At 63.3% G+C, this 20431-nt stretch carries 16 protein-coding genes and 1 tRNA gene; 4 read left to right on the plus strand and 13 right to left on the minus strand.

The annotated features are described in order from the left end of the window. Nucleotide 1: 1 nt before the first annotated feature. The 5 genes from VGN46_RS19910 to VGN46_RS19930 all read right to left on the minus strand — a co-directional run bounded on the left by VGN46_RS19910 (nucleotide 2) and on the right by VGN46_RS19930 (nucleotide 3536). Complete coding sequence (locus VGN46_RS19910) at nucleotides 2-622, minus strand: pilus assembly PilX family protein (protein WP_331646493.1); 621 nt, start codon at nucleotides 620-622, stop codon at nucleotides 2-4. A gap of 13 nt (nucleotides 623-635) precedes the next feature. Next, the gene (locus tag VGN46_RS19915; RefSeq protein WP_331646495.1) at nucleotides 636-1964 is read right to left on the minus strand and encodes a PilW family protein; all 1329 of its coding nucleotides are present in this window, start codon (nucleotides 1962-1964) and stop codon (nucleotides 636-638) included. Continuing rightward, on the minus strand, nucleotides 1961-2509 hold the full coding sequence (gene pilV / locus VGN46_RS19920; RefSeq protein ID WP_331646497.1) for a type IV pilus modification protein PilV: 549 nt from the start codon (nucleotides 2507-2509) through the stop codon (nucleotides 1961-1963). Before pilV ends, VGN46_RS19915 begins: the two co-directional genes overlap by 4 nt. A 148-nt stretch (nucleotides 2510-2657) precedes the next feature. Continuing rightward, entirely contained in the window at nucleotides 2658-2834 is a 177-nt protein-coding gene (locus VGN46_RS19925; protein ID WP_331646499.1) for a hypothetical protein, read from the minus strand. Between the two features lie 144 nt (nucleotides 2835-2978). Further along, nucleotides 2979-3536, minus strand: coding sequence for a GNAT family protein (locus tag VGN46_RS19930; protein WP_331646501.1), 558 nt, complete (start codon nucleotides 3534-3536; stop codon nucleotides 2979-2981). A 136-nt stretch (nucleotides 3537-3672) separates the two neighbouring features. Here VGN46_RS19930 and VGN46_RS19935 point away from each other — a divergent pair, with 136 nt between their 5' ends. Continuing rightward, complete coding sequence (locus VGN46_RS19935) at nucleotides 3673-4104, plus strand: hypothetical protein (RefSeq protein WP_331646503.1); 432 nt, start codon at nucleotides 3673-3675, stop codon at nucleotides 4102-4104. Between the two features lie 148 nt (nucleotides 4105-4252). Here the strand turns inward: VGN46_RS19935 and VGN46_RS19940 are convergent. From VGN46_RS19940 to murJ, 6 genes are all read right to left on the minus strand, one after another. Continuing rightward, nucleotides 4253-4328: transfer RNA gene (locus tag VGN46_RS19940), tRNA-Thr, on the minus strand. Between the two features lie 42 nt (nucleotides 4329-4370). Then, entirely contained in the window at nucleotides 4371-5312 is a 942-nt protein-coding gene (gene ispH, locus VGN46_RS19945; RefSeq protein WP_331646505.1) for a 4-hydroxy-3-methylbut-2-enyl diphosphate reductase, read from the minus strand. A gap of 97 nt (nucleotides 5313-5409) precedes the next feature. Beyond that, the gene (gene lspA / locus VGN46_RS19950) at nucleotides 5410-5910 is read right to left on the minus strand and encodes a signal peptidase II (RefSeq protein ID WP_331646507.1); all 501 of its coding nucleotides are present in this window, start codon (nucleotides 5908-5910) and stop codon (nucleotides 5410-5412) included. Nucleotides 5911-6015: 105 nt separating this feature from the next. After that, a complete protein-coding gene (gene ileS, locus VGN46_RS19955; RefSeq protein WP_331646509.1) occupies nucleotides 6016-8874 on the minus strand; it encodes an isoleucine--tRNA ligase in 2859 nt (952 codons plus the stop codon). A gap of 19 nt (nucleotides 8875-8893) precedes the next feature. After that, the gene (locus tag VGN46_RS19960; RefSeq protein WP_331646510.1) at nucleotides 8894-9850 is read right to left on the minus strand and encodes a bifunctional riboflavin kinase/FAD synthetase; all 957 of its coding nucleotides are present in this window, start codon (nucleotides 9848-9850) and stop codon (nucleotides 8894-8896) included. A 159-nt stretch (nucleotides 9851-10009) separates the two neighbouring features. Continuing rightward, nucleotides 10010-11617, minus strand: a complete 1608-nt coding sequence (gene murJ / locus VGN46_RS19965) for a murein biosynthesis integral membrane protein MurJ (RefSeq protein ID WP_331646512.1) — start codon at nucleotides 11615-11617, stop codon at nucleotides 10010-10012. 202 nt (nucleotides 11618-11819) lie between these two features. Here murJ and rpsT point away from each other — a divergent pair, with 202 nt between their 5' ends. Further along, the gene (rpsT, locus tag VGN46_RS19970) at nucleotides 11820-12083 is read left to right on the plus strand and encodes a 30S ribosomal protein S20 (protein WP_331646514.1); all 264 of its coding nucleotides are present in this window, start codon (nucleotides 11820-11822) and stop codon (nucleotides 12081-12083) included. 305 nt (nucleotides 12084-12388) lie between these two features. On the opposite strand, the gene VGN46_RS19975 is transcribed toward rpsT, so the two are convergent. Next, the gene (locus VGN46_RS19975; protein WP_331646516.1) at nucleotides 12389-12895 is read right to left on the minus strand and encodes a hypothetical protein; all 507 of its coding nucleotides are present in this window, start codon (nucleotides 12893-12895) and stop codon (nucleotides 12389-12391) included. After that, the gene (locus VGN46_RS19980) at nucleotides 12895-13884 is read right to left on the minus strand and encodes an RHS repeat-associated core domain-containing protein (protein WP_331646518.1); all 990 of its coding nucleotides are present in this window, start codon (nucleotides 13882-13884) and stop codon (nucleotides 12895-12897) included. The genes VGN46_RS19975 and VGN46_RS19980 overlap by 1 nt, the downstream gene beginning before the upstream one ends. Nucleotides 13885-14173: 289 nt before the next feature. Here VGN46_RS19980 and VGN46_RS19985 point away from each other — a divergent pair, with 289 nt between their 5' ends. Continuing rightward, nucleotides 14174-19585 carry a hypothetical protein gene (locus VGN46_RS19985; RefSeq protein ID WP_331646520.1) on the plus strand — a complete coding sequence of 1804 codons (5412 nt, stop codon included), beginning with the start codon at nucleotides 14174-14176 and terminating at the stop codon, nucleotides 19583-19585. A gap of 251 nt (nucleotides 19586-19836) precedes the next feature. After that, complete coding sequence (locus VGN46_RS19990; protein WP_331646522.1) at nucleotides 19837-20346, plus strand: DUF4304 domain-containing protein; 510 nt, start codon at nucleotides 19837-19839, stop codon at nucleotides 20344-20346. The last annotated feature ends 85 nt before the right edge of the window (nucleotides 20347-20431 follow it).

The raw sequence follows: 20431 nt of genomic DNA on the forward strand, positions 1-20431 counted from the left end.
GTCAATCGGCCTTGGCCGCGAAAGTGGTCTCGAGCACGCGGATAGCATTCTCATTGTTGCCGGCACCGCGCGCAGTGATGCGATACACGTGGCGGTTGGTGCTGGTGTAACCCGTGCCCGTGGAGCCCGTCGCCCCGGATTCGTGCTGGACACCGGCGCCAGGCGGCAGTTCGGGTCCCAGGTCTTCGATCAGGTAATAGGGGTTGTGCGCGAGCTTGAACGTGTTGTCCGCACTGACCGCGGTGTAGTCCACATCGTCGAATGCCGTGGCGCCGTCTGTCACCCAACCGGTGGCCGTGCGGAATTTGGCTACGGCGGCAGTGGGATCCGGTGCATACACGTAGCAGTTGGATAACGTGCCGCTGCCACACTGCATGCGCGTGGTTATGTTGGAGCTGGCACGCCACAGGCGCCACTCCGCCCCGCGCAGGGCGGTCTCGGCACTCCATTCGGCCAACTGTGCGTTGCGCTGGCCACCGACCAGCTTCTGCTGCAGCAACGAGGTGGCAGAGGCAGTGATGGCGACGATGGTGATCAGCACAAGAAACAGCAGCGCCACAACCAGAACGACTCCGCGCTGCTGGCGCGCGGCGAAAGAGCGGCTGAAAACGTGGGTAGTCATAGCGGCGCCTCGCTCAGGGATTGTAGTTACGCATCATCACCAGAGTCCCGAACTGCCGACGCATCATCGGCACCGCGAAACCCTGATCGGTGGGCGAAATGCCACCGGTGCCGCGCGCATCGGGCGCCACGGGCGTGCTATTGCCTTCTGGGGAGTAGGCATACGCAAGATCTGGCCCGGTCAACGTGTATAGCGGCGACTGGCCATCCATCAACACGTTCACCTCCACCGTTTTCAGGGCACGCCACAGGCAACCCTGGTCGGTGGCGGAGGAACCCGGCGGCCCGTTGGGGCAGGTCAGCGTGGCCGATCCACTCGCACGCGAATCCACCTCCGCAGCGCTCAGGTAATGCATCAGGCCGCTGGCGTCTTCGACACCGTAGTTGAAGTCCAGCCGCTCCATGCCACGCACCAGTTCCTGGCACACGGGCGTTGCCGAGCTGTCGCAACGCATCAGCGCACCGGTCTTCACGCCGGTGGCGGTGCCGTCATCGCTGACTACCTGCAGGAAATAAGTGATGGTCTTGAAGTCAGTGCTCATGCGGAAGAAGCGCGGCGCGGATTGCGGGGCAAGGGCACGCGGCGCGGCGAAGTTGGCTGCCGTACCCACCGGCACGAAGTCCGGGTTGCCCGTGGTCTGGAACACCTGCGCCGTGGAGCAATCGGCCAGCATCATCTGCTCGTTGTTGGCCACGCCGGCCAGCGACGGCTCGCCCGTCTTGGGCACGATGTGTACGTGGTCGATGTCACCGTTGGCCTTGGGTACGACCTGGCTGTTGCCGCCGATGGCCCAGCCGCGGTTGGAGTCGAAGTAACGAAGCTGCAGCACCGACGCGCCGAATACGCGCGCGCCGACATCGGTACCCATCGCGGGTACACCCTGCGCCGCGGTGGGCGGGCTGGCGGGAGCACAGTCCGTCTTGGTGCAGGTGAAGCCGCGCATGTAGACGAACGAGGGCAGGTAGTACACGTCGGCCGGCGCGGTCGGGTACGGCGAGCCCCACGGCGTGGTGCTCATCGTCAGGTTCAGGTTCTTGCTCAGCACACGCGGCGTACGCAACGAATCCAGCGCAATACCGCTGGCCGAAGCGACCGTGGCGGTACCACCCGTGCTGCTGCAGTATTGCGCGCCGGCCATCTTCAGGTCTGCGGCGATGCGTGTAACCGCGTAGCGGCCCTGCTCTTGCAGGCGCGCGAGCTGGGTCTGTGCCTGGTTACTGGCGGAGGTGGACGAGAAGATGACCACGATGCCACCGGCCACCAACAGCCCGAGCACCAACGCCACCATCAGCTCCACCAGGGTGACGCCACGCTGGCGCGACAGAGAGCGGAACGCGGTCATGGTTCGAACTTCCAGGTAAAGGACTGCAGACTGTCGGCGGCCACCTTGTCGTCACCACCACCGGTGGCGAAGCCACGTTCTGCCCAGGTGATGGTCATTACGCAACTGCCGCTATAAGGCGGACGCATCTGGTAGACATCGCTCGGGTCGAACCCGGTGGCCTTGGTGCATTTGATGCTGCTCTTACCCACGGCAGGCAGGGAATCACGCAACTGCTGGCTCCACAGCTTCTTGTCGCGGTCGGCAATCTCGGAAGGCTTGCAGCCGGTCGCTGCATTGCAGGCACCAGGGGTGCCGGTCACCGGATAATTGTCGTCGTCATACGACCCGTTCCACAGGCCCCAGGGATTGGCCCGCATACGATCAGCCATGCCGTTGGCCAGGAAGGTGACCTGGGTGCGTACGTAGGCCATCTGATTAGCCTTGGAGGCCGTTACCATCAGCGCGCCGAGGCCAACCAGCCCCACTGTGAAGATAAGGACGGCCATCAGGACCTCGATCATAGACATGCCGCGCTGGATGCGCGGCAAGCGGATGCGAATCACGGCATGTTCCCCTGAACCTTTCGGACGACCTGACATTAGCCGCATGCCGCGCAAACGCTAGGGGAAAGCCGACAAGCGGACGGGTTTTACCGACAAGCGGTCTGGAGATTCGCCGACACCGCTCCGTAGCCAGCGGATAACACCACCGTCATGAGAGGCCGGCGAAAATACACAGGTCACGCAGGAGTGCTCGACCGTGCAAGCGCAATACGTCCACGCCGCCCATGAAGCTCTGTTCCGCATTGTCAGACACGGCCACCGCTGGCGCGCATTGCGGGGTGACGAAGAACTGGGTCGGTTCGACACGGCCGAAGATGCCGTGCATGGCCTGCGCAACTACCTACCAGGCAGCCGGCTGCCCAGGCGCCTGGCGGACTGGCGTTACCTTCCGGCAGGCGCCCTCGCTCACCTAGCGCCACCGACCCAATCGACCATGACTCGTCTGGCTAACGCAGCCTGAGGTTTCGACTCAGCCAGGCCGCCATTCGCGTGCCAGCATGGCGTAAATCACATCGTCCACCCATTCCCCACGGAAGAAGTAGCTCTCCACATGGCGGGCTTCCTCACGAAACCCGAGCGAGCGCAGCAGCGCGATGCTGGCGACATTGCGCGGATCCACGGAGCCGACGCTGCGTCGGTAGCCCCAATCACCGAAAGCCAGGTCGAGCATCGCCGCCATGGCTTCCCGTGCGTAGCCCCTACCCTGCTGGTCCGGGCGCAGCGAAACACCGAACTCGATCGCGTCATCGGTCGAGGCCGGAAAGTGAACCCCGAGATCGCCCACCAGTTCGCCGGTTACGCGGTCGCGCACGGCAAGCTGGCACCACGCATCCTTCGTTCCGAACGGCACGCGTTGCTGGCCGGCGATGAACGCCGTGGCCTCGGTGACGTTCGCTGGCTTCCAGCCCTGGTAACGAGCGACTGCATCGTCGCCACGGTAGGCGAACAGGCGGTCCGCATCGCCCGGCTCAAGCCGATCCAGGCGTAACCGTGCGGTATCGAACCTCGTGTCCTGTGTCGGCTGCATGGCTTTTCCGTTGATAAGTGACCGGCGCACCGCGCAACCTTTACGCATGCGTTACCCGGAAAGCGCCCTTGCCGGGCAGCGTTTTTACGCTTGTCGCCAAGATACTGGCGCTATCTCCCCAAGGGAACACATAGCGATGTCGATCCTCGTGATCACGGGCCCACGCGACGATGTGCGGGTTGCTCCAATGGCGGATGCGGCGATGTGCCGCTTATGGGAGCGCGCCCAGTCGGCGGGCGTGGATCTCCGCTGGAGGCCATGCCGGGACTTCGCCGACATGGGGAACTGTCTGCGCGAAAGTAACGATGCCGAGCTCGTGCTACTCGATGTCGATGCCGACATGGTGCCGGCCGAGCAGGTCCCGGAGTTGCGCGATGCGCTGGCCGCGCTGCCCGTGCCGTATATCGAAATCCACGATGACAGCCGGGAAACCGATGCTTCCGTGCTCGTGCCAGGGCATCCCTCGCTCGTCAGCGTTGTCGTGCCGGGTAATACGGTGGCGGGGTACGACATGGCGCTGTCGATCGGGTTGCGGTATCTGGCCCTTGGGATGCGTGAGGCGGCTTGAGCCGGCGTCGCGCGCAAGCGCGCTCCTACAGGGCAGCGGTTGTAGGAGCGCGCTTGCGCGCGATCATGCCGCGAGGGCAAAAAAAAACCCGCCTTGGCGGGTTTTTCCAGTGCTTCCGCGAGCGCGCGCCGGCAATCGGGGAAGTATCTGGTGCCGGAAATAGGAATCGAACCTACGACCTCATCATTACGAATGACGCGCTCTACCAACTGAGCTATTCCGGCGAGACGCGGAATTCTAGGGGACATAGCGCCCCTGCGCAAGCCTCAGGAGGCGAGACGGAGCTCCTTGGGCAGCGCGAAGGTGATGCTTTCGGCTTCGCCATCCAGCTCCCGCACTGCGCCCGCGCCCCAGGACTGCAGCTGGGCGATGACCTTCTTCACCAGCTCTTCCGGCGCGGATGCGCCCGCGGTGACGCCGATCCGGGCCTTGCCGTCGAGCCAGGCCTTATCGATGTGCTCGGCGCCGTCGATCAGGTAGGAGGGAACGCCCTGCTTTTCAGCCAGTTCCTTCAGGCGATTGGAGTTGGAGCTGTTGATCGAGCCGACCACCAGGACCAGGTCCACGGCTTCGGCGAGACGGCGCACCGCATCCTGGCGGTTCTGCGTGGCGTAGCAGATATCGTCCTTGCGCGGCCCTTCGATCGCGGAGAACTTCGCGCGCAGCGCGTTGATGATCGCAATCGTGTCATCGACCGAGAGCGTGGTCTGGGTGACGAAGGCGAGCTTGTCCGGCTGCACCGGCACCAGTTCCGCCACGTCTTCCACCGACTCCACCAGGTAGATGTTGCCGGGGTTGCCGCGGTTCCACTGGCCCATGGTGCCTTCGACTTCCGGGTGGCCGGCATGGCCGATCAGGATCACGTCGTGGCCGGCACGGCCCAGGCGGGCGACTTCCATATGCACCTTGGTCACCAGCGGGCAGGTGGCATCGAAGACGCGCAAGCCGCGGCGCTCCGCTTCCTCGCGCACGGCCTTGGGCACGCCGTGTGCACTGAAGATGACCGTGGAATCGTCGGGCACTTCATTCAGCTCTTCGACGAACACGGCGCCATCGCTGCGCAGGCGCTCGACAACGTAGCGGTTGTGCACCACTTCGTGGCGGACGTAGATCGGCGCGCCGTACGATTCGAGGGCGCGCTCCACGATCGCGATGGCGCGATCGACGCCAGCACAGAAGCCACGGGGGTTAGCGAGGAGGATATCCATGCGTGGGATTATCGCACGGGTTTGGGAGGGGCTGTGTCTTGGGTGAAGAGTATCGCGCGCAAGCGCGCTCCTACAGGGGCGACCCGTCAGAACGGGGTCAGGGCTTCTTGGCGGGGGATTGGAACAGGCTGAACAGGATCAGGCCTGCCGCACCCACGGAAATGGCGCAATCAGCGACGTTGAAGACCGGGAAGGGGTAGCTGCCGAGGAATACCTGAATGAAATCGGTGACCTTGGCGGCATATACGCGATCGATGAGATTGCCCAGCGCGCCTGCGATGATCATGGCCAGCGGCACCGAAGTGCGCCAGTCGCCACGCGGTGTCCGGGCGAGCCACACCGCCAGGACGCCGCTGATGCCCACGGCCAGCAGGGCAAAGAACCAACGCTGCCAGCCGGCGCTATCCGCGAGGAAGCTGAACGCGGCGCCTGTGTTGAAGGTCAATGTCCAGTACAGGAAACCGGGAATGACCGGGTGCGGCGTTTCCGCCGGCTGCAGCGCGACCAGGGCCCACCATTTGGTGAGCTGGTCGGCCACGATCAGGCCGAGGGTGAGCCAGAGCCAGGCAAGCGCGTTGGGGCGGGGGCGTTCAGTCATGCAGGAAACCGGTAGGTGGAAGTTGCCCCTTGTAGGAGCGCGCTTGCGTGCGATGCTCTTGGCAAGAGCTATCGCGCGCAAGCGCGCTCCTACAGGGGTTGCCGCTTAGAACCAGCGGCGGTTTTCGCCGGGGCCGGTCACGTTTTCGACGCAACGGGCGCAGGCTTCCGGGTGGGCCGGGTCGTGGCCCACATCCGGGCGGTGCTGCCAGCAACGGATGCACTTAGCCCAGTCGGTGACGGCCGCCGACACATACACCTCACCCTCTTCCAGCTCCACCTTCTCCGCCGTGGCCGGGCGGCCTTCGAGCGGCGCCAGGGAGACATCGGAGGTGATGAAGAAGAAACGCAGCTCGTCGGCGGATTCGGCCAGCGCCGATTGCGTCGCGATGTCGGCGTGCAGCACCAGCGTGGCATCGAGTGAGGCGCCAATCTGGCCGGCCTTGCGCATGCCCTCGAGCACGCGCGACCCGGTCTCACGGATCGCGAGCAGCTTGCTCCACCAGGCGCGCGTCTCCGCATCCTGGCGCACTTCGAGGTCTTCGTAGAACGTCTCGAACAGCACTGATTCGCTACGCGTACCCGGCATGTGCTGCCAGATTTCCTCGGCGGTGAAGCTCAGCATCGGCGCGATCCAGCGCACCATCGCTTCGACGATGCGGTACATCGCGCTCTGCGCGCTGCGTCGTCCGTGGCTCTCCGTCGGCATCGTGTACAGCCGATCCTTGGTGACGTCCAGGTACAGCGCACCCAACTCATTGGTGCAGAAGTTCTGCACGCGCTGGACGATCTCCGGGAAGTCGTATCGTTCGTACGCGGCGACGATCGCGGCCTGCGTATCGGCGGCCTGCTGCACAGCCCACTGGTCGAGCGGCAGGCAGGCTTCCGTGGCAAGCAGATCCTTGTCCGGATTGAAGCCATCGAGATTGCCGAGCAGGAAGCGTGCCGTGTTGCGGATACGGCGATAGGTATCCGCCACGCGCTTCAGGATTTCGTCCGACAGCGCCATTTCGTTGCGGTAATCGGTAGAGCAGATCCACAGGCGCAGGATGTCTGCACCAAGGGTCTTCATGATGTCCTGCGGGTCGATGCCGTTGCCCATGGACTTGGACATCTTCCGGCCCTGCGAATCTACGGTGAAGCCGTGGGTCAGCACGTGATCGTACGGGGCACGGCCGTGGATCGCCGCCGAAGTCAGCAGCGACGACTGGAACCAGCCGCGATGCTGGTCCGAGCCTTCCAGATACATGACCTTGTATTCGCTGGCATTGCCTGCCTGCAGTTCGGGGCGCTGGCCGACCACGGCGAAGTGACTCACGCCGGAATCGAACCACACATCGAGGACGTCGGTCACCTTCTCGTACTGGTCGGCGTCATCGCCGAGCAGCTCGCGCGGATCCAGCGTGAACCAGCTGTCGATGCCTTCGTGCGCGACCTTCTGCGCCACCTTCTCCATCAGCGGGACGGTATCCGGGTGCGGCTCGTGGGTGCTCTTGTCGACGAACAAGGTGATCGGCACACCCCAGGTACGCTGGCGCGAGATGCACCAGTCAGGACGACCTTCGACCATGCCGCGGATACGCTCTTCACCCCAGCCTGGCACCCAGCGCACGGACTTGATCGAGGTCAGCGCGGTATCGCGCAGCCCGGCCGTTTCCATGCCAATGAACCACTGCGGGGTCGCACGGAAGATCACCGGCTTCTTGTGGCGCCAGCAGTTCGGATAGCTGTGGGTGAGCTTGGCCGAGGCGAGCAACACGCCACGCGCCTGGAGCAGCTCGACGATGTCGTCGTTGGCCTTCCAGATATGCACGCCGGCAAACGAGGTATCACCCGCCAGCGGCACGTCGCTGCGGTACACGCCGCGACCATCCACGTAGTTGAGCGTGCCGATGCCATAGTGCTGGCCCACGGCAAAATCTTCCGCGCCATGGTCGGGCGCGGTGTGCACGGCACCGGTGCCGTCCTCGTCCGACACGTGGTCGCCGAGGATGACCGGCACGTGCTTGTCATAGAACGGGTGCTTCAGCTGCTGGTTTTCCAGCGCGGCGCCTTGCACGCGGCCGAGCACGTTGACGGCTTCGACGCCGTAACGAGCGAGGGCCTTTTCCGCGAGCGCCGCGGCGATGACCAGCAACACGCGCTTGCCACCGCGCGACGGGCCTTCGACCAGCGCGTACTCGAGCTCGCCGCCGAGCGACACCGCCTGGCTGGACGGCAACGTCCACGGCGTGGTGGTCCAGATCGGCACGGCGACGATCGCGTCACCGACCTCGACGCCGAACTCGGCGCCCATTTCCTTCGGATAGACGGCGTCGTACGCCACGTCCACCGCCGGCGAGGTCTTATCGCCGTATTCGATCTCCGCTTCGGCCAGCGCCGAACCGCAATCGAAACACCAGTACACCGGCTTGGCGCCGCGGACGACGTGGCCATTCGCCACGATGCGCGCCAGTGCGCGGATCATGTCGGCTTCGTAGGTGAAATCGAGCGTGCGGTACGGCTTCTCCCAATCACCGAGCACACCGAGGCGCTTGAAATCGGTGCGCTGCAGGTCGATCTGCGAGAGCGCGTACTCACGGCATTTCTGCCGGAACGCGGCCGCGTCGAGCTTGTCGCCCGCTTTACCGAACTTCTTCTCGATCGCGATTTCGATCGGCAGGCCGTGGCAATCCCAGCCCGGCACGTACGGTGCGCGGTAGCCGGCAATCAGCTTTGACTTGACGATGACATCCTTCAACACCTTGTTGACCGCATGGCCAAGGTGAATCGCGCCGTTCGCGTACGGCGGGCCGTCATGCAGCACAAACACCTTGTCGCGGTTGGCCGTCTTTTCCTGGATCTGCACATAGCGGCCCACCCGCTCCCACGTCGCCAGCCAGGTCGGCTCGCGCTTGGGCAGGTCGCCACGCATCGGGAATTCCGTCTGCGGCAGGTTGATGGTGTTCTTGTAATCCTGGGTCATCGCTGGCAACCGTGGTGTGTCATACGTCGGCAAGGATGGGGTTCATCCCCAGAGCCTGCCGGGCGTCCCGTTCGTCCTGGCGCATCTGCGCAACCAGGGCTTCCAGGCCGTCGAATTTTTCCTCATCCCTGAGCTTGCGGACAAACTCCACGCCGATGCGCTGGCCGTAGAGATCGCCTGAGAAGTCGAACAGGTGCGCTTCGAGCAGCGGCTCGAGCACCTCATTCACCGTCGGGCGGAAACCGAGGCTGGCCACGCCGGGCCAGCTGCACGGACCATCGCCCACGCCTATCCGCACGGCGAAGATGCCCTGGATGGGGCTCACGCGATCGCGCAGGTGCACGTTGGCGGTGGGATAACCCAGCTCGCGGCCGAGTTGCTTACCGTGCTCCACGTGGCCATCGATCACGAACGGCCGGCCGAGCAACACCGACGCATCGGCAAAGCGGCTTTCGGCGAGCAGCGTGCGTACCTTGGACGACGAGACGCGCTCGCCATCGACCAGCACGGCGGCCACCGCATGGGCGGTGAAGCCGAGCTCGGCACCCATCGCCTGGAGCAGCGCGAAATCGCCGCCGCGGCGGTGGCCGAAGCGGAAATCTTCACCGACCCACACTTCGCGGGCGGCAAGCCGGCCGACGATGACCTGGCGCACGAAATCCTCGGCGGACATCTTCGTCAGGGCTTCATCGAAGCGCAGCGAAAGCAGCTCGACGATGCCGGCGGCGGTCATGCCCTCGGCCTTCTCGCGGACGCCGGAAAGGCGCGGCACCGGCTCCTTCGAGAAGAAGGCGCGGGGCAGCGGATCGAACGTGATCACGGCGGGCGCCAGGCCCTTGTCCGCGGCGCGCTGGCGCACTTCGGAAAGGATCGCCTGATGGCCGAGGTGCAGGCCGTCGAAAGCGCCGATCGCGACCACGCTGCCCTGCGGTGTGAGGCACGGGCCCGCCACGTCGCGATGAAGTCGCAGCGTCATGCGCGGCCGCCTTGGGGTCGATGCGGAATTAAAGCCATCGGGCCAGTATAGCGGCCCCATTGCGCCGCACAATGCGCGACAACCCCTGTAGGAGCGCGCTTGCGCGCGACGGGGCTTGCGGCAACCCCGATCGCGCGCAAGCGCGCTCCTACAGGGCGGTTAGCGGGCGCGGAGTTCGGCTGGGCGGAAGCCCATGGCAAACAGCGCCGCCACGTACGAGCCGCCGCCGGCGCAGACCAGCACAGCCAGGCGCCCTACCCTCGTCCACTTCTCGACGCCACTCCACTCCGGCCAGAGATACAGGCCAGCCAGCAGCACCGCGGACATGACGGCACAGGCCACGGCCAGCCGCACCAGGTGGCGGGCCCAGCCCGGCTGGCGTTCATACACTCCCGCCTTGCCCAGCCAGCGCCAGAGCAGGCCCAGGTTGATATAGCTGGCGATGGCGCTAGCCACGCCCAGGGCCATGTGCAGGCCCGGAATGGTCGCGATCGCCTGCATCCAGGAACCCTCTTTCTGCGCCGGGGTGCCCCACAGGGTGACGAGCAACGCCAGGCACAGCACGTTCAGCACCATGTTCGAGACCAGCGAGGCGACGCCAGCGCGCACCGGGGTCCGGGTGTCCTTGCGTGAGTAAAAGGCCGGCAGCACCACCTTCACCATGGCGAAGGCCGGCAGGCCGAAGCTCAGGGCGGTGATCGAGAGCGAGGCCATCTTCGTATCGAACGCGGTAAACCGGCCGTTCTGGAAGATGGTAGCCACCAGCGGGAACGACAGGATCATCAGGGCGAACATGGCCGGCACCGCGATCAGCAGCGTGGTCCGCAGGCCCCAGTCCAGCGCACGCGAGAAGCCGTCCCGGTCGCTCGCCACGTGGTGACGCGAAAGCGATGGCAGGATCACCGTGCCCAGCGCGACGCCGAACACGCCCAGCGGCAGCTCGAGGAAGCGGTCGGCCTGGGACAGCCAGCTCTGCGAACCGGCGATCAGCAACGAGGCGATGATCGTATCCAGCAGCAGGTTGATCTGCGCGACCGAGGAGCCGAACAGGGTGGGCACCATCAGGCGCATGATCCGGCGCACATCCGGCGACCGCCAGCCCCAGCGCGGCAGGGTCAGCAGATCGAGCTGGCGCAGCGCAGGGAGCTGGAAGGCCAGTTGGAGTACGCCCGCCACCAGGATCGCCCAGCCCATGGCCATGATCGGCGTGTGCAGCATCGGCGCCAGCCACAGCGCGCCGGCGATCATGCACAGGTTGAGGATCACCGGCGTCAGCGCCGGCAGGCCGAAGCGGTGGAAGCTGTTCAATGCCCCGCCGCTCAAGGCGGTCAGCGATACGAACAGCAGGAACGGGAAGGTCAGGCGGAGCAGATCCACCGTGAGATCGAATTTCCCGGGCTCGTTCACCGCGCCGGGCGAGAACAACGTCGTCACCTGGGGCGCGAAGATGATGCCGATGGCCGTGACCAGCAGCAGCACGCCACCCAGCGTGCCCGCCGTCCGCGCCATCAAGTCCTTCAGGTCTCCGTGCGAGCGGGTTTCCTTGACCTCGGTGAACACCGGCACGAAGGCCGTGGAGAACGACCCCTCGGCGAACAGGCGGCGCATGAAGTTCGGGATGCGGAAGGCCACGAAAAACGCATCGGTGGCCGCGTTGGCACCGAACGAGTGGGCAATGGACATGTCACGGACCAGGCCGAGCACACGCGAAACCATGGTCATGCTGCTGAAGGACAGCATGCTGCGTAGGAGGCTGGGGGCTTTCATCCGTGCCTGGGGTTGCCGATAAACCGGTAGTTTGACAAAGCCGGCCGGCCGGGGGACAGTCCCCATTCTGGCTTTTCCCGGGCAACCCCGGGAGGACCGCCCGCACGGGCTTCCCGCGCGGAGGCTAACCTATTGACGCTGGCCCGTTTTGGCCGCACAATGGGCGTCTTTCTTAAAACCCACCGAACTCTGGAGCTTTACCTTGGCCAACATCAAGTCCGCGAAGAAGCGTGCGCGTCAGTCGGAGCAGCGCCGGCTGCGCAACGTCAGCGCGCGTTCCATGGTGCGCTCCGCACTGAAGAAGGTCGTCAAGGCGATCGACGCGAAGGATAAGGCAGCTGCGACCACGGCTTACGCCGTCGCCGTGCCGGTCATGGACCGCTACGCCGCCCGCGGCCTGATCCACAAGAACAAGGCTGCTCGCCATAAGAGCCGCCTGAACGCGAAGATCCGCGACCTGGCTTAAAGCCTGCGCGACATCGCTGTTCACAGAAAAGCCGGCGCAAGCCGGCTTTTTTGTTTGTTGCTGCGGTGCCTTGGGCGATCATCCGTCTACCCGACGATTTCCGCACACGGCAACACCTATGCCGGCGAGGGCCCGGGCCGCTGCAATCGCGTCGTCAGCATCGAGAGCAACATCCGCCGTGCCGAACGCTGCCATCATGGGGATACCGCGGCCTCTCAACAGGGCGAGGAAGACCGCAGGAAGACTCATTGCGGCTTATCCGGGACAACTTCGGTGAGCGAGTGAAACTCGCGCCGGATTTTTTACTAAGAAGCGTTCCTGGGACTCGCCTTGACCGCCGGAAGCTCAAGACCCGGGCAGCGACGACGAATCATGTCCATAAGCTCGCTGATATCGTCCGCGGCAAAGTGCTTTAGCGAAACATCTATGAAGGCGCTCGCTCCAGCCCGATCACGCCCGTAAATGGCAATACGGCGGAAGGGCCGCGAAGCGGTCAGCAGCGCACCAGGCTTTGTAACCTCCGTGGCGACACGCTCGATGTCTGCCCAGGCAATGCGCACTGTTTTGAGGCCACTGGCCCGCTGCACGATTTCACCGTCTGTCCAGCTAACACCGTAGCGCAGGCCCATCCATACCGGCACCAGGAAGAGAAGCCACATCCCGCCAATAGGTATGCATAACAACCAAGCGCGCTGACTAATCATGATGAACGACAAGAAAATAGTTACCGCGGACTGGATAATCACCTGGCCTACATAAGGCGCCACGATTCGACGGAGGTGGTGCACCCGTTCGCCATTAGCTGTTCGCATCAGCAGCCTTCATGGTCGCATACACTGGTTTTTGCGCCATCAATCGTTCCACCCACCACCGTTTTCCCGGCATCACCCACCTGGCTGCCAGCTATGCCCTTGGCGACCGTCCTGGCGGACATGTTGCTGGCGTTGCCGTTAGCAATGCGCGTCTTGACTGCCTGGGCAACAGCGGCCATGTTTCCGCGACCGGAAGTAATGCCAGCCACGCGCACAGTGCCAACTTTGCTTAGAAGGCCACCACTGACCGCGCCAACACCGACACTCACGGCCATACTTTTGACGTTGTAGTTTTTCTGAGCGCCGGTCGCCATGTCGGTACCTTGCTGAACAGAATTACTGACCAAGCCGACAGCGGCACCGCGAGCACTTGACGCAATGATCAGCGAAGCGCCACCCGTCTCGGGCATGTTCACGATACCCTCGCCCATCAGCGCACCTCCTGTGAAAGCACCTGCGGTGTCACCCCAACTCATCGAATGCCCGACTGCGACATCTTTAATGGCTTCAACGCCAACGCCAACGAGGCCGCCGACGAGAACACCCGCCAAATCATCAATTCCGAAAGCACGTCCGTCAGGGTCTACGTTATTGATCGGGTTATCGCCGGCGTAGGCATAACGTCCAAAGTTGAACGTGTCACCTGGCGTGGGATTGTTTGGATCAATGCTCAAGAACTGACCCAAGCCGGGATCGTAGTAGCGCGCCTGCATGTACACCAGCGATGTATCCGCATCATTTACGTGCCCGGTATAGCCGGGCTCGGTCGCCGGTACACCCATAGCGGGGCTTCCGTATGGCTTGTAGTCGAACGTCGCGGTGATATTTCCACCGCTGTCCGCTTCTGCCAAGGGTGTTCCCTGTGGATTGGTGTAATAGTAGGTCACCGTCCCAGCGTGTGCGGCTACTGGGACGGTGACCAGCACCATCATCAGGAAGATGCCGCGACAAACCCAGCGCATCTGTGCGCGATCCATTTCAAAAGACATTCCATACCCCTGTGAGCTGGCGGTCACCAGTCGCCGCCAAACTCTATGTTCGAGGCGACAACGTGTCAATCGGACGGGAGAGGGATCGAAAGGTGCTGCAGTATCGTAGGTCGCCTTCGTGCGGACGGTTTAATGTCGCGCGCCGGATGCTCGTCGCGAGCTTCAATTACGCGCGCTGGCGCGCTCTTTGATGACTCACTCGCAATTTCTTGCGCGTTGACGAGCAGCATTTTACCGCCCTAGTCTTGCTGCCGATTCCGGCACAGCCGGCGCACAAGGAACAGGGATTATGTCGCAGGTGCAATACACGCCCGAAACGGGTGTGAAGGGTCGCGCGCGCGTCGCGCGCGGGCTTCTGACGGCAGCCGCCGCCCTCCTCTCGCTCGCCACGGCGCACGCGCAGACCACGGTGACGCCCGAGGATGAGTACAAGAAGCTCATCAAGGTCAACGAGGACATCCAGCCGCTGGGGGATACGCCCTTCGGCGAGCAGATCAGCCTCTACGATGGCAGCATTTCGTTTCGCCAGGTCGACGTCACGGTGCCCGGCACGGGCCCGACGATCACGGTCGCGCGTACGTTCACCCTCCCCGCCTTTGGCGAACGTTCTGATCAGCAGAACCGCGCATTCGGTGAATGGGACATGGAGTTGCCGCAGATCGATACGGTCACGGCAAACCAGAACAACGTGCATGGCTGGGTGGTCGACGCCCTGACAAAGACGAACATCTGCACCAGCATCACCGTGCCACCCAGCGTCGCGCCACCCTCGGGCGATTCGTTGCGTACCGATTGGCTACCCGACACATGGTGGCAGGGCTACCAGCTCAAGATGCCAGGCGCCGGCAGCCAGGAATTGCTTTACCGCGATAGCGCAAATACACCGACCCCAGGCGTCGCCGGGCTGACCTACCCCATCATCACGAAGCAAAACTGGGTGGTAGGCTGTCTTGCGCAGGCAAACAATGTTCCCACCACACAGGCTTTCCTCGCGGTATCGCCGGATGGCACCAAGTACTGGCTGGATCATCTGTCGTATCGCTACATGTCGAGTATCGAGCGGCCGCTCGGCTCCTCGCCCATGTCGCTCGCCGCGAGCCCGTTCCACATCCTCGCAGCGAACAGCGATATCCTCCTCCGCCGCGAAGGCCGCATGCTGCCGACGCGCGTTGAAGACCGCTTCGGCAACTGGATCGCGTACACCTACAACGGTGACCTGGTCACCGACATCACCGCCAGCGATGGCCGCCATGTGACCTTCGCCTACCTGGCGGGTACGTCGCATGTCAGCACCGTCACCGTCCAGGGCGGCGCGGCTGGGCAGCGCACGTGGACCTACACCTACGTTCACTCGACCCAGTCCCTTGCCGACACGTTGACGCGCGTGGCGCAGCCCGATGGCTCCGCGTGGACGCTCGATATGGACGGCCTGAATACCGCCTGGGTAGACATGCGTAACACCCCAGGTTCGTGCGACGTGGCGGGTTCGCCTAACCTTAATCCGTCCTTCACCGGCCGCATGACCCATCCCTCAGGGCTGAGCGGATCCTTTACTGTGCAAGGCGTGCGGCGCGGCCGATCGTATGTCCCGCGGATCTGCGCGTACACGCCCAACCAGCCGGTCGTGCCAACCATGAGTGGTACCTGGGCCAATACGCCCAACGCCTCATGGAGCATGGCGCTCCAGACCCGCCAGCTATCCGGCGCCGGCATCACACCCATGACGTGGACGTACGCCTATTCACCTTCGAACGAAAGCTGGTCGCAGAACTGCGCCGGTGGTTGCGCTACCAGCGTATGGACCGCAGTCACCTACCCGGATGGTCACGCGGAGCGCAGCACGTTTAGTAACCGCTACGACTGGACGGAAAGCCAGCTGCAATCCGAAGAGATCTTCGACGGCGCCGTGGACTCCACCACGCGTCGCCGCCTGGTCCAGTACGGCTACGTCAATCCCGATCCAGCCGTGGACGGCCGCTCGGGCGCCTATACACGCCAGCCTGGCGCCACCTTCGTGCAGCGAGTCAATAAGGCACAGGTCAACCAGATTGCACCTCAGGCGACGCGGACTACCTATGATGGAAACGACGCGTTCACCTCGAACGTCACCGCCTTCGACAACTGGGCCCGGCCCAGTCAGGTGCAGCGCTATAACAACGCGGGATATAGCGTTCTTGATCGAACAACGTACCAGGATGACTACGCGCACTGGGTGCTCGGCCTGCCCCTGCAGTCCGATAACCTGACCACCGGCGAAACCGTAAGCCGCAATGTTTACGACGCGAACAGCCTGACGCTATCCGAGCGCTATCGTTTTGGCCGCAAGGTCATGGGTTATACCTTCAATGTACAGGGCCAGCTTGCCAGCTTTACGGATGGCAATGGACACACGACCTCGATTGGCAATTATGTATTCGGTATTCCAGGCCTGATCAGCTTCCCCGACGGGACGACGCAGTCCGTCGCCGTGGATGGCTTTGGTCAGATCGCGGGCATCGCCGACCAGACCGGTGCCGTCACCCACTACGGTTACGACGCGATTGGGCGTCTCGCGCGCATTGATTACCCGGCCGGCGACACGGTGGCGTGGGCGCCCAAGACGTTCCAGTACTCCTACATCGGCGCCGCGAGGGGCATCAACGGCGCCCACTGGGTCCGCAGCGACACGCAAGGCAACTGGAGCCACCGTACCGACTATGACGTGATGATGCGTCCGGTTGCGCTTGGCACCGCCGACCAGAACACCGGCGCTGGCTACGTGTCGTCGCGCATCGACTACGACTGGGCGGGCCGAAAGATATTCCAGTCCTACCCGGTCGACGGCGCACCCGATCTCAGCGGAATGTCACTGGGCGTCGTTACGCATTACGACGTTCTCGGACGGCCGGTGCAGCAGATCCAGCACACCGAGCTGGGTGACCTCTCCACGTCCACGACGTATCTCCAGGGCATCGGTCGCCAGGTACAAGATCCGAAGGGCTATGTCACGAACAGCTATTTTCAGGCCTTCGATGCACCGGCCTATGACAACGTCGTGCGCGTCGAAGCGCCCGAAAGTGTCGTGCAGACCATCCAGCGCGATAGCTATGGCAATCCGACATCGATCACGCAAGGCGGCCTCGGACAATCCGTCGCCAAGACCCTGACCTACGATAGCGAACACCGCCTGTGCCGCACGTGGGAGCCGGAATCGGGCAGCGAGATCATGACCTACGATGGCGCGGACAATATCGCCTGGAGTGCATCCGGTGCTTCGTTCAACGGTGCGGGCTGCGGTCAGGACCAGGTCACGGACGCGCTGAAGACCCAGCGTGGCTACGACGCCATGAACCGCGTCACGTCGGTCGTCTATCCGGCCGGCACTACTCCGAGCACCTTTACCTATGACCCGCGCGGCAACCCCGCGACGGCGACGGCGGACCTGGTCAGCTGGACCTTCGGCCGCAACCGTCTTGGCCTGCTGACCAGTGAAGTCCTGTCGATCGACGGATGGAGCTGGGGCCTTGGCTATGCCTACGACAACAAGGGCGCACTCAGCGCGGTGACCTACCCCAGCGGCGATACCGTGCCCTATACACCCAACGCCCTGATGCAGCCCACGCAGGCCGGCGGCTATGTCGGCGGTGTGGCGTACTTCCCGGATGGCGACGTGAAGTCGTACAGCCTGGGCAATGGCGCGATCTATACAGCCGACAAGAACGCCCGCAACCTGCTGAGCAACTTCACCTTCGGCAAGGGCGGCGCGCCGAATGTCAGCGAGGATTTCGCCTACGACGCCAATGGCAACGTCACCCAGATCACGGATGAAAGCGGCAGTACGCAGCGCACCAAGTCCATGGGCTACGACGGGCTGAACCGGCTCGTGTCGGCCACCGCCGGACAGCTTTGGGGTACGGAAAGCTACACCTACGACACGCTCAACAATATCCGCAGCCTGACCAATAGCAGTGGCACCAACACATACAACTACGATGGAAGCAATCTGCTGGCGTCGATCACCAACGGCGGCGCACAGGTTCACGCGTTCACCTACGACGCCCGCGGCAATACGGTACTCAAGGACGGCCAGACCCTGAACTTCGACCTGGCCAACCGCCTCACCTCGCTGCCAGGCAAGGGGACGTACACATATGACGCTGCCGGTCGCCGGGTAAAGAAGGTCACGCCCCAGGGAACAACCTATTACGCCTACAACGCTGCCGGCCAGTTGATGTGGGAGTACGACCCGACGAGCACCAACGGTACCCGTTACATCTACCTCGGCAAGAAGCTCGTTGCCAGCGAGAAGGCATCGACGTCCAAGGTCATCGGCAACATCGACGGCCTGTCCAGCGACAACAACAGTCTTCTCGGATGGGCGTGCTCAACGGGCCTGCCCCAGTCGATCGATGTGCATCTGTACGTCGGCGGTCCCGCCGGTACGGGGACGGGCTTGAGCGCGACCACCGCCAACCTGGCCAGCGAAGCAGGCGTACAGCAAGCCTGCCATGGGACAGGCACAGCGTATCGCTTCGCCATTCCACTCACTGAAGCAAACAAGGTGACGTACTACGGCCAGTCGCTCTTCGTCCACGGCATCTCGCCCGTGGGCGCCGCGAACGACCTCATCAACGGCTCGGGGAGCTTCGCCATGCCCCGCTCGGCCAATGCCCCACCGGCACCGGCACCGGCCTCGGCAACCCCCAATGCTGATAAATCCGCTGTCACCGTCGCCTGGACGGCAGCGGCGCGTGCGACACGTTACGAGGTCTCGCAGGTACACAACGGCGCATGGACCTCGCTTTATAGCGGCACGGCGCTCACGGCGGTTGCTTCCACGCTGGCCGACGGCCCGTACGTTTACGAAGCCCGCGCGTGTAACGACAGCGGCTGCAGCGTCTATGCCGAGACCGCACAGCTCAACCTTGCTCACATCCCGCCGACCATCGCATCCATCAGCGCACCGTCGAACTCGACGGGTAGTGTCCCGGTGAGCTGGAGTGCAGCGACGTTTGCCACGTCCTATCAGGTTGAACATACCTACGACGGCAACTGGTCGCAGATCTACAACGGCCCAGCGACATCCGCGACGTTTGCCGAGGGCCTGTCGGTCGGTTGGTTCTACCGTGTGCGTGCATGTAATGCGAACGGGTGCGGCGGCTATGCGACGAGCGGGGGCACGACGGTTCTGCTACCGCCATCACCGGCGCCATCACTTTCTGGTGGTGGCACCACGAATTCCGGCGCTTACGGCTTGAGCTGGAGTGGTTCGAACGGCGCCACTTCGTACAACCTCGTCGAAAGCGTCAATGGCGCGGCCTGGGCGGGCCTGCAGAATTCCTCCGCCCAGAGCTGGTCGATCGGTGACCGTGCCGACGGCACATATGCGTACATGGTGCAGGGTTGCAACGCGAGCGGCTGTACGGGGTGGAGTAACCAGGCAACGGTTCGCGTGGCACATATTCCCGCCGTGCCCTATCCGTTCATCAACCATACGAAAGTCATCAAGGTCGACACGTACACGATGTTCTGGGATGCCATCCCATACGCGACGAGCTACCAGGTCGTCCGCACCGACGACAACGCCGTCGTCTACAACGGCAGTGCGACGTCGTTCATCGTGGAACGCGGCCCCAATCTTCTCGAGATGCGTTTCAGCTACGCGGTGCGCGCATGCAGTACCAATGGCTGCTCTGCTAACTCGAGGATCCTTCACCAGTAACGATCGGCCTCCGGGGTACTCGGACATACTTCCGAGTACCCATAGCTCGTCAACAAGATACTGGTGGGAAAGCATGATCACGCGACACAAAAAACCGGCTTACGCCGGTTCTTTGTGTATGGATATGGCCCGCGTTGCAGGAGCGCGCTTGCGCGCGATCGAGGTTGCGGCGAGCACCCATCGAACGCGCCCGCCGAGTTTCGTGGTGAACTCATTCAAGTTGAAACAATCGAACGCAACTATCCTCTGAAATGAACGACAAGAAAGCACTCAAGCGCGCCCTCGTTGGGTCTCTCGGAATCCTCCTTCAGCCCCTCGGCTTTAAGGTGGTTGCATCGCAGCAGAGCTTCAGGCGTGCCACCCCTGATGGATGGCTCAGCCTGCATCTTGCTTTTGTCGATCACGACATGGACTTTGACGTTGTACTAAATGCGGCGGTCCGCTTCGACGAGGTCCAGGAGGGAATCCTGCCTGAGAGTGCAGAGCGACGGCACACAGCCACCATCGGCTGCGAGTACGGAAACCTCACCGGTCAAGGCCAGATTCGATGGAAGGTCGCTGACGCTCAAGATGTAGAACGGGTCGCTCAGGCGATTTTTGAGGCGTGCGCAGCGACGATGACCCCGTTTCTTGAACACTACTCCGACAAGCGGACTGTCCTCGAAGCACTTCGCCGCAACGATGCGACTAGCATCCTGATCTCACCGATTGATCAACGACGAGCTCGAATCGTTGCCTTTATGAACACCATGAATCTCTGAGCGGCGCGGATGACAGGACAGGAACAACCATCGCCTCCTCGCTGTACCTGGCTTCATGTCGTGTGTCGACTCGATGTTATCAGTG

The sequence above is a fragment of the Luteibacter sp. genome (assembly GCF_036500425.1).
Lineage (GTDB): Bacteria > Pseudomonadota > Gammaproteobacteria > Xanthomonadales > Rhodanobacteraceae > Luteibacter.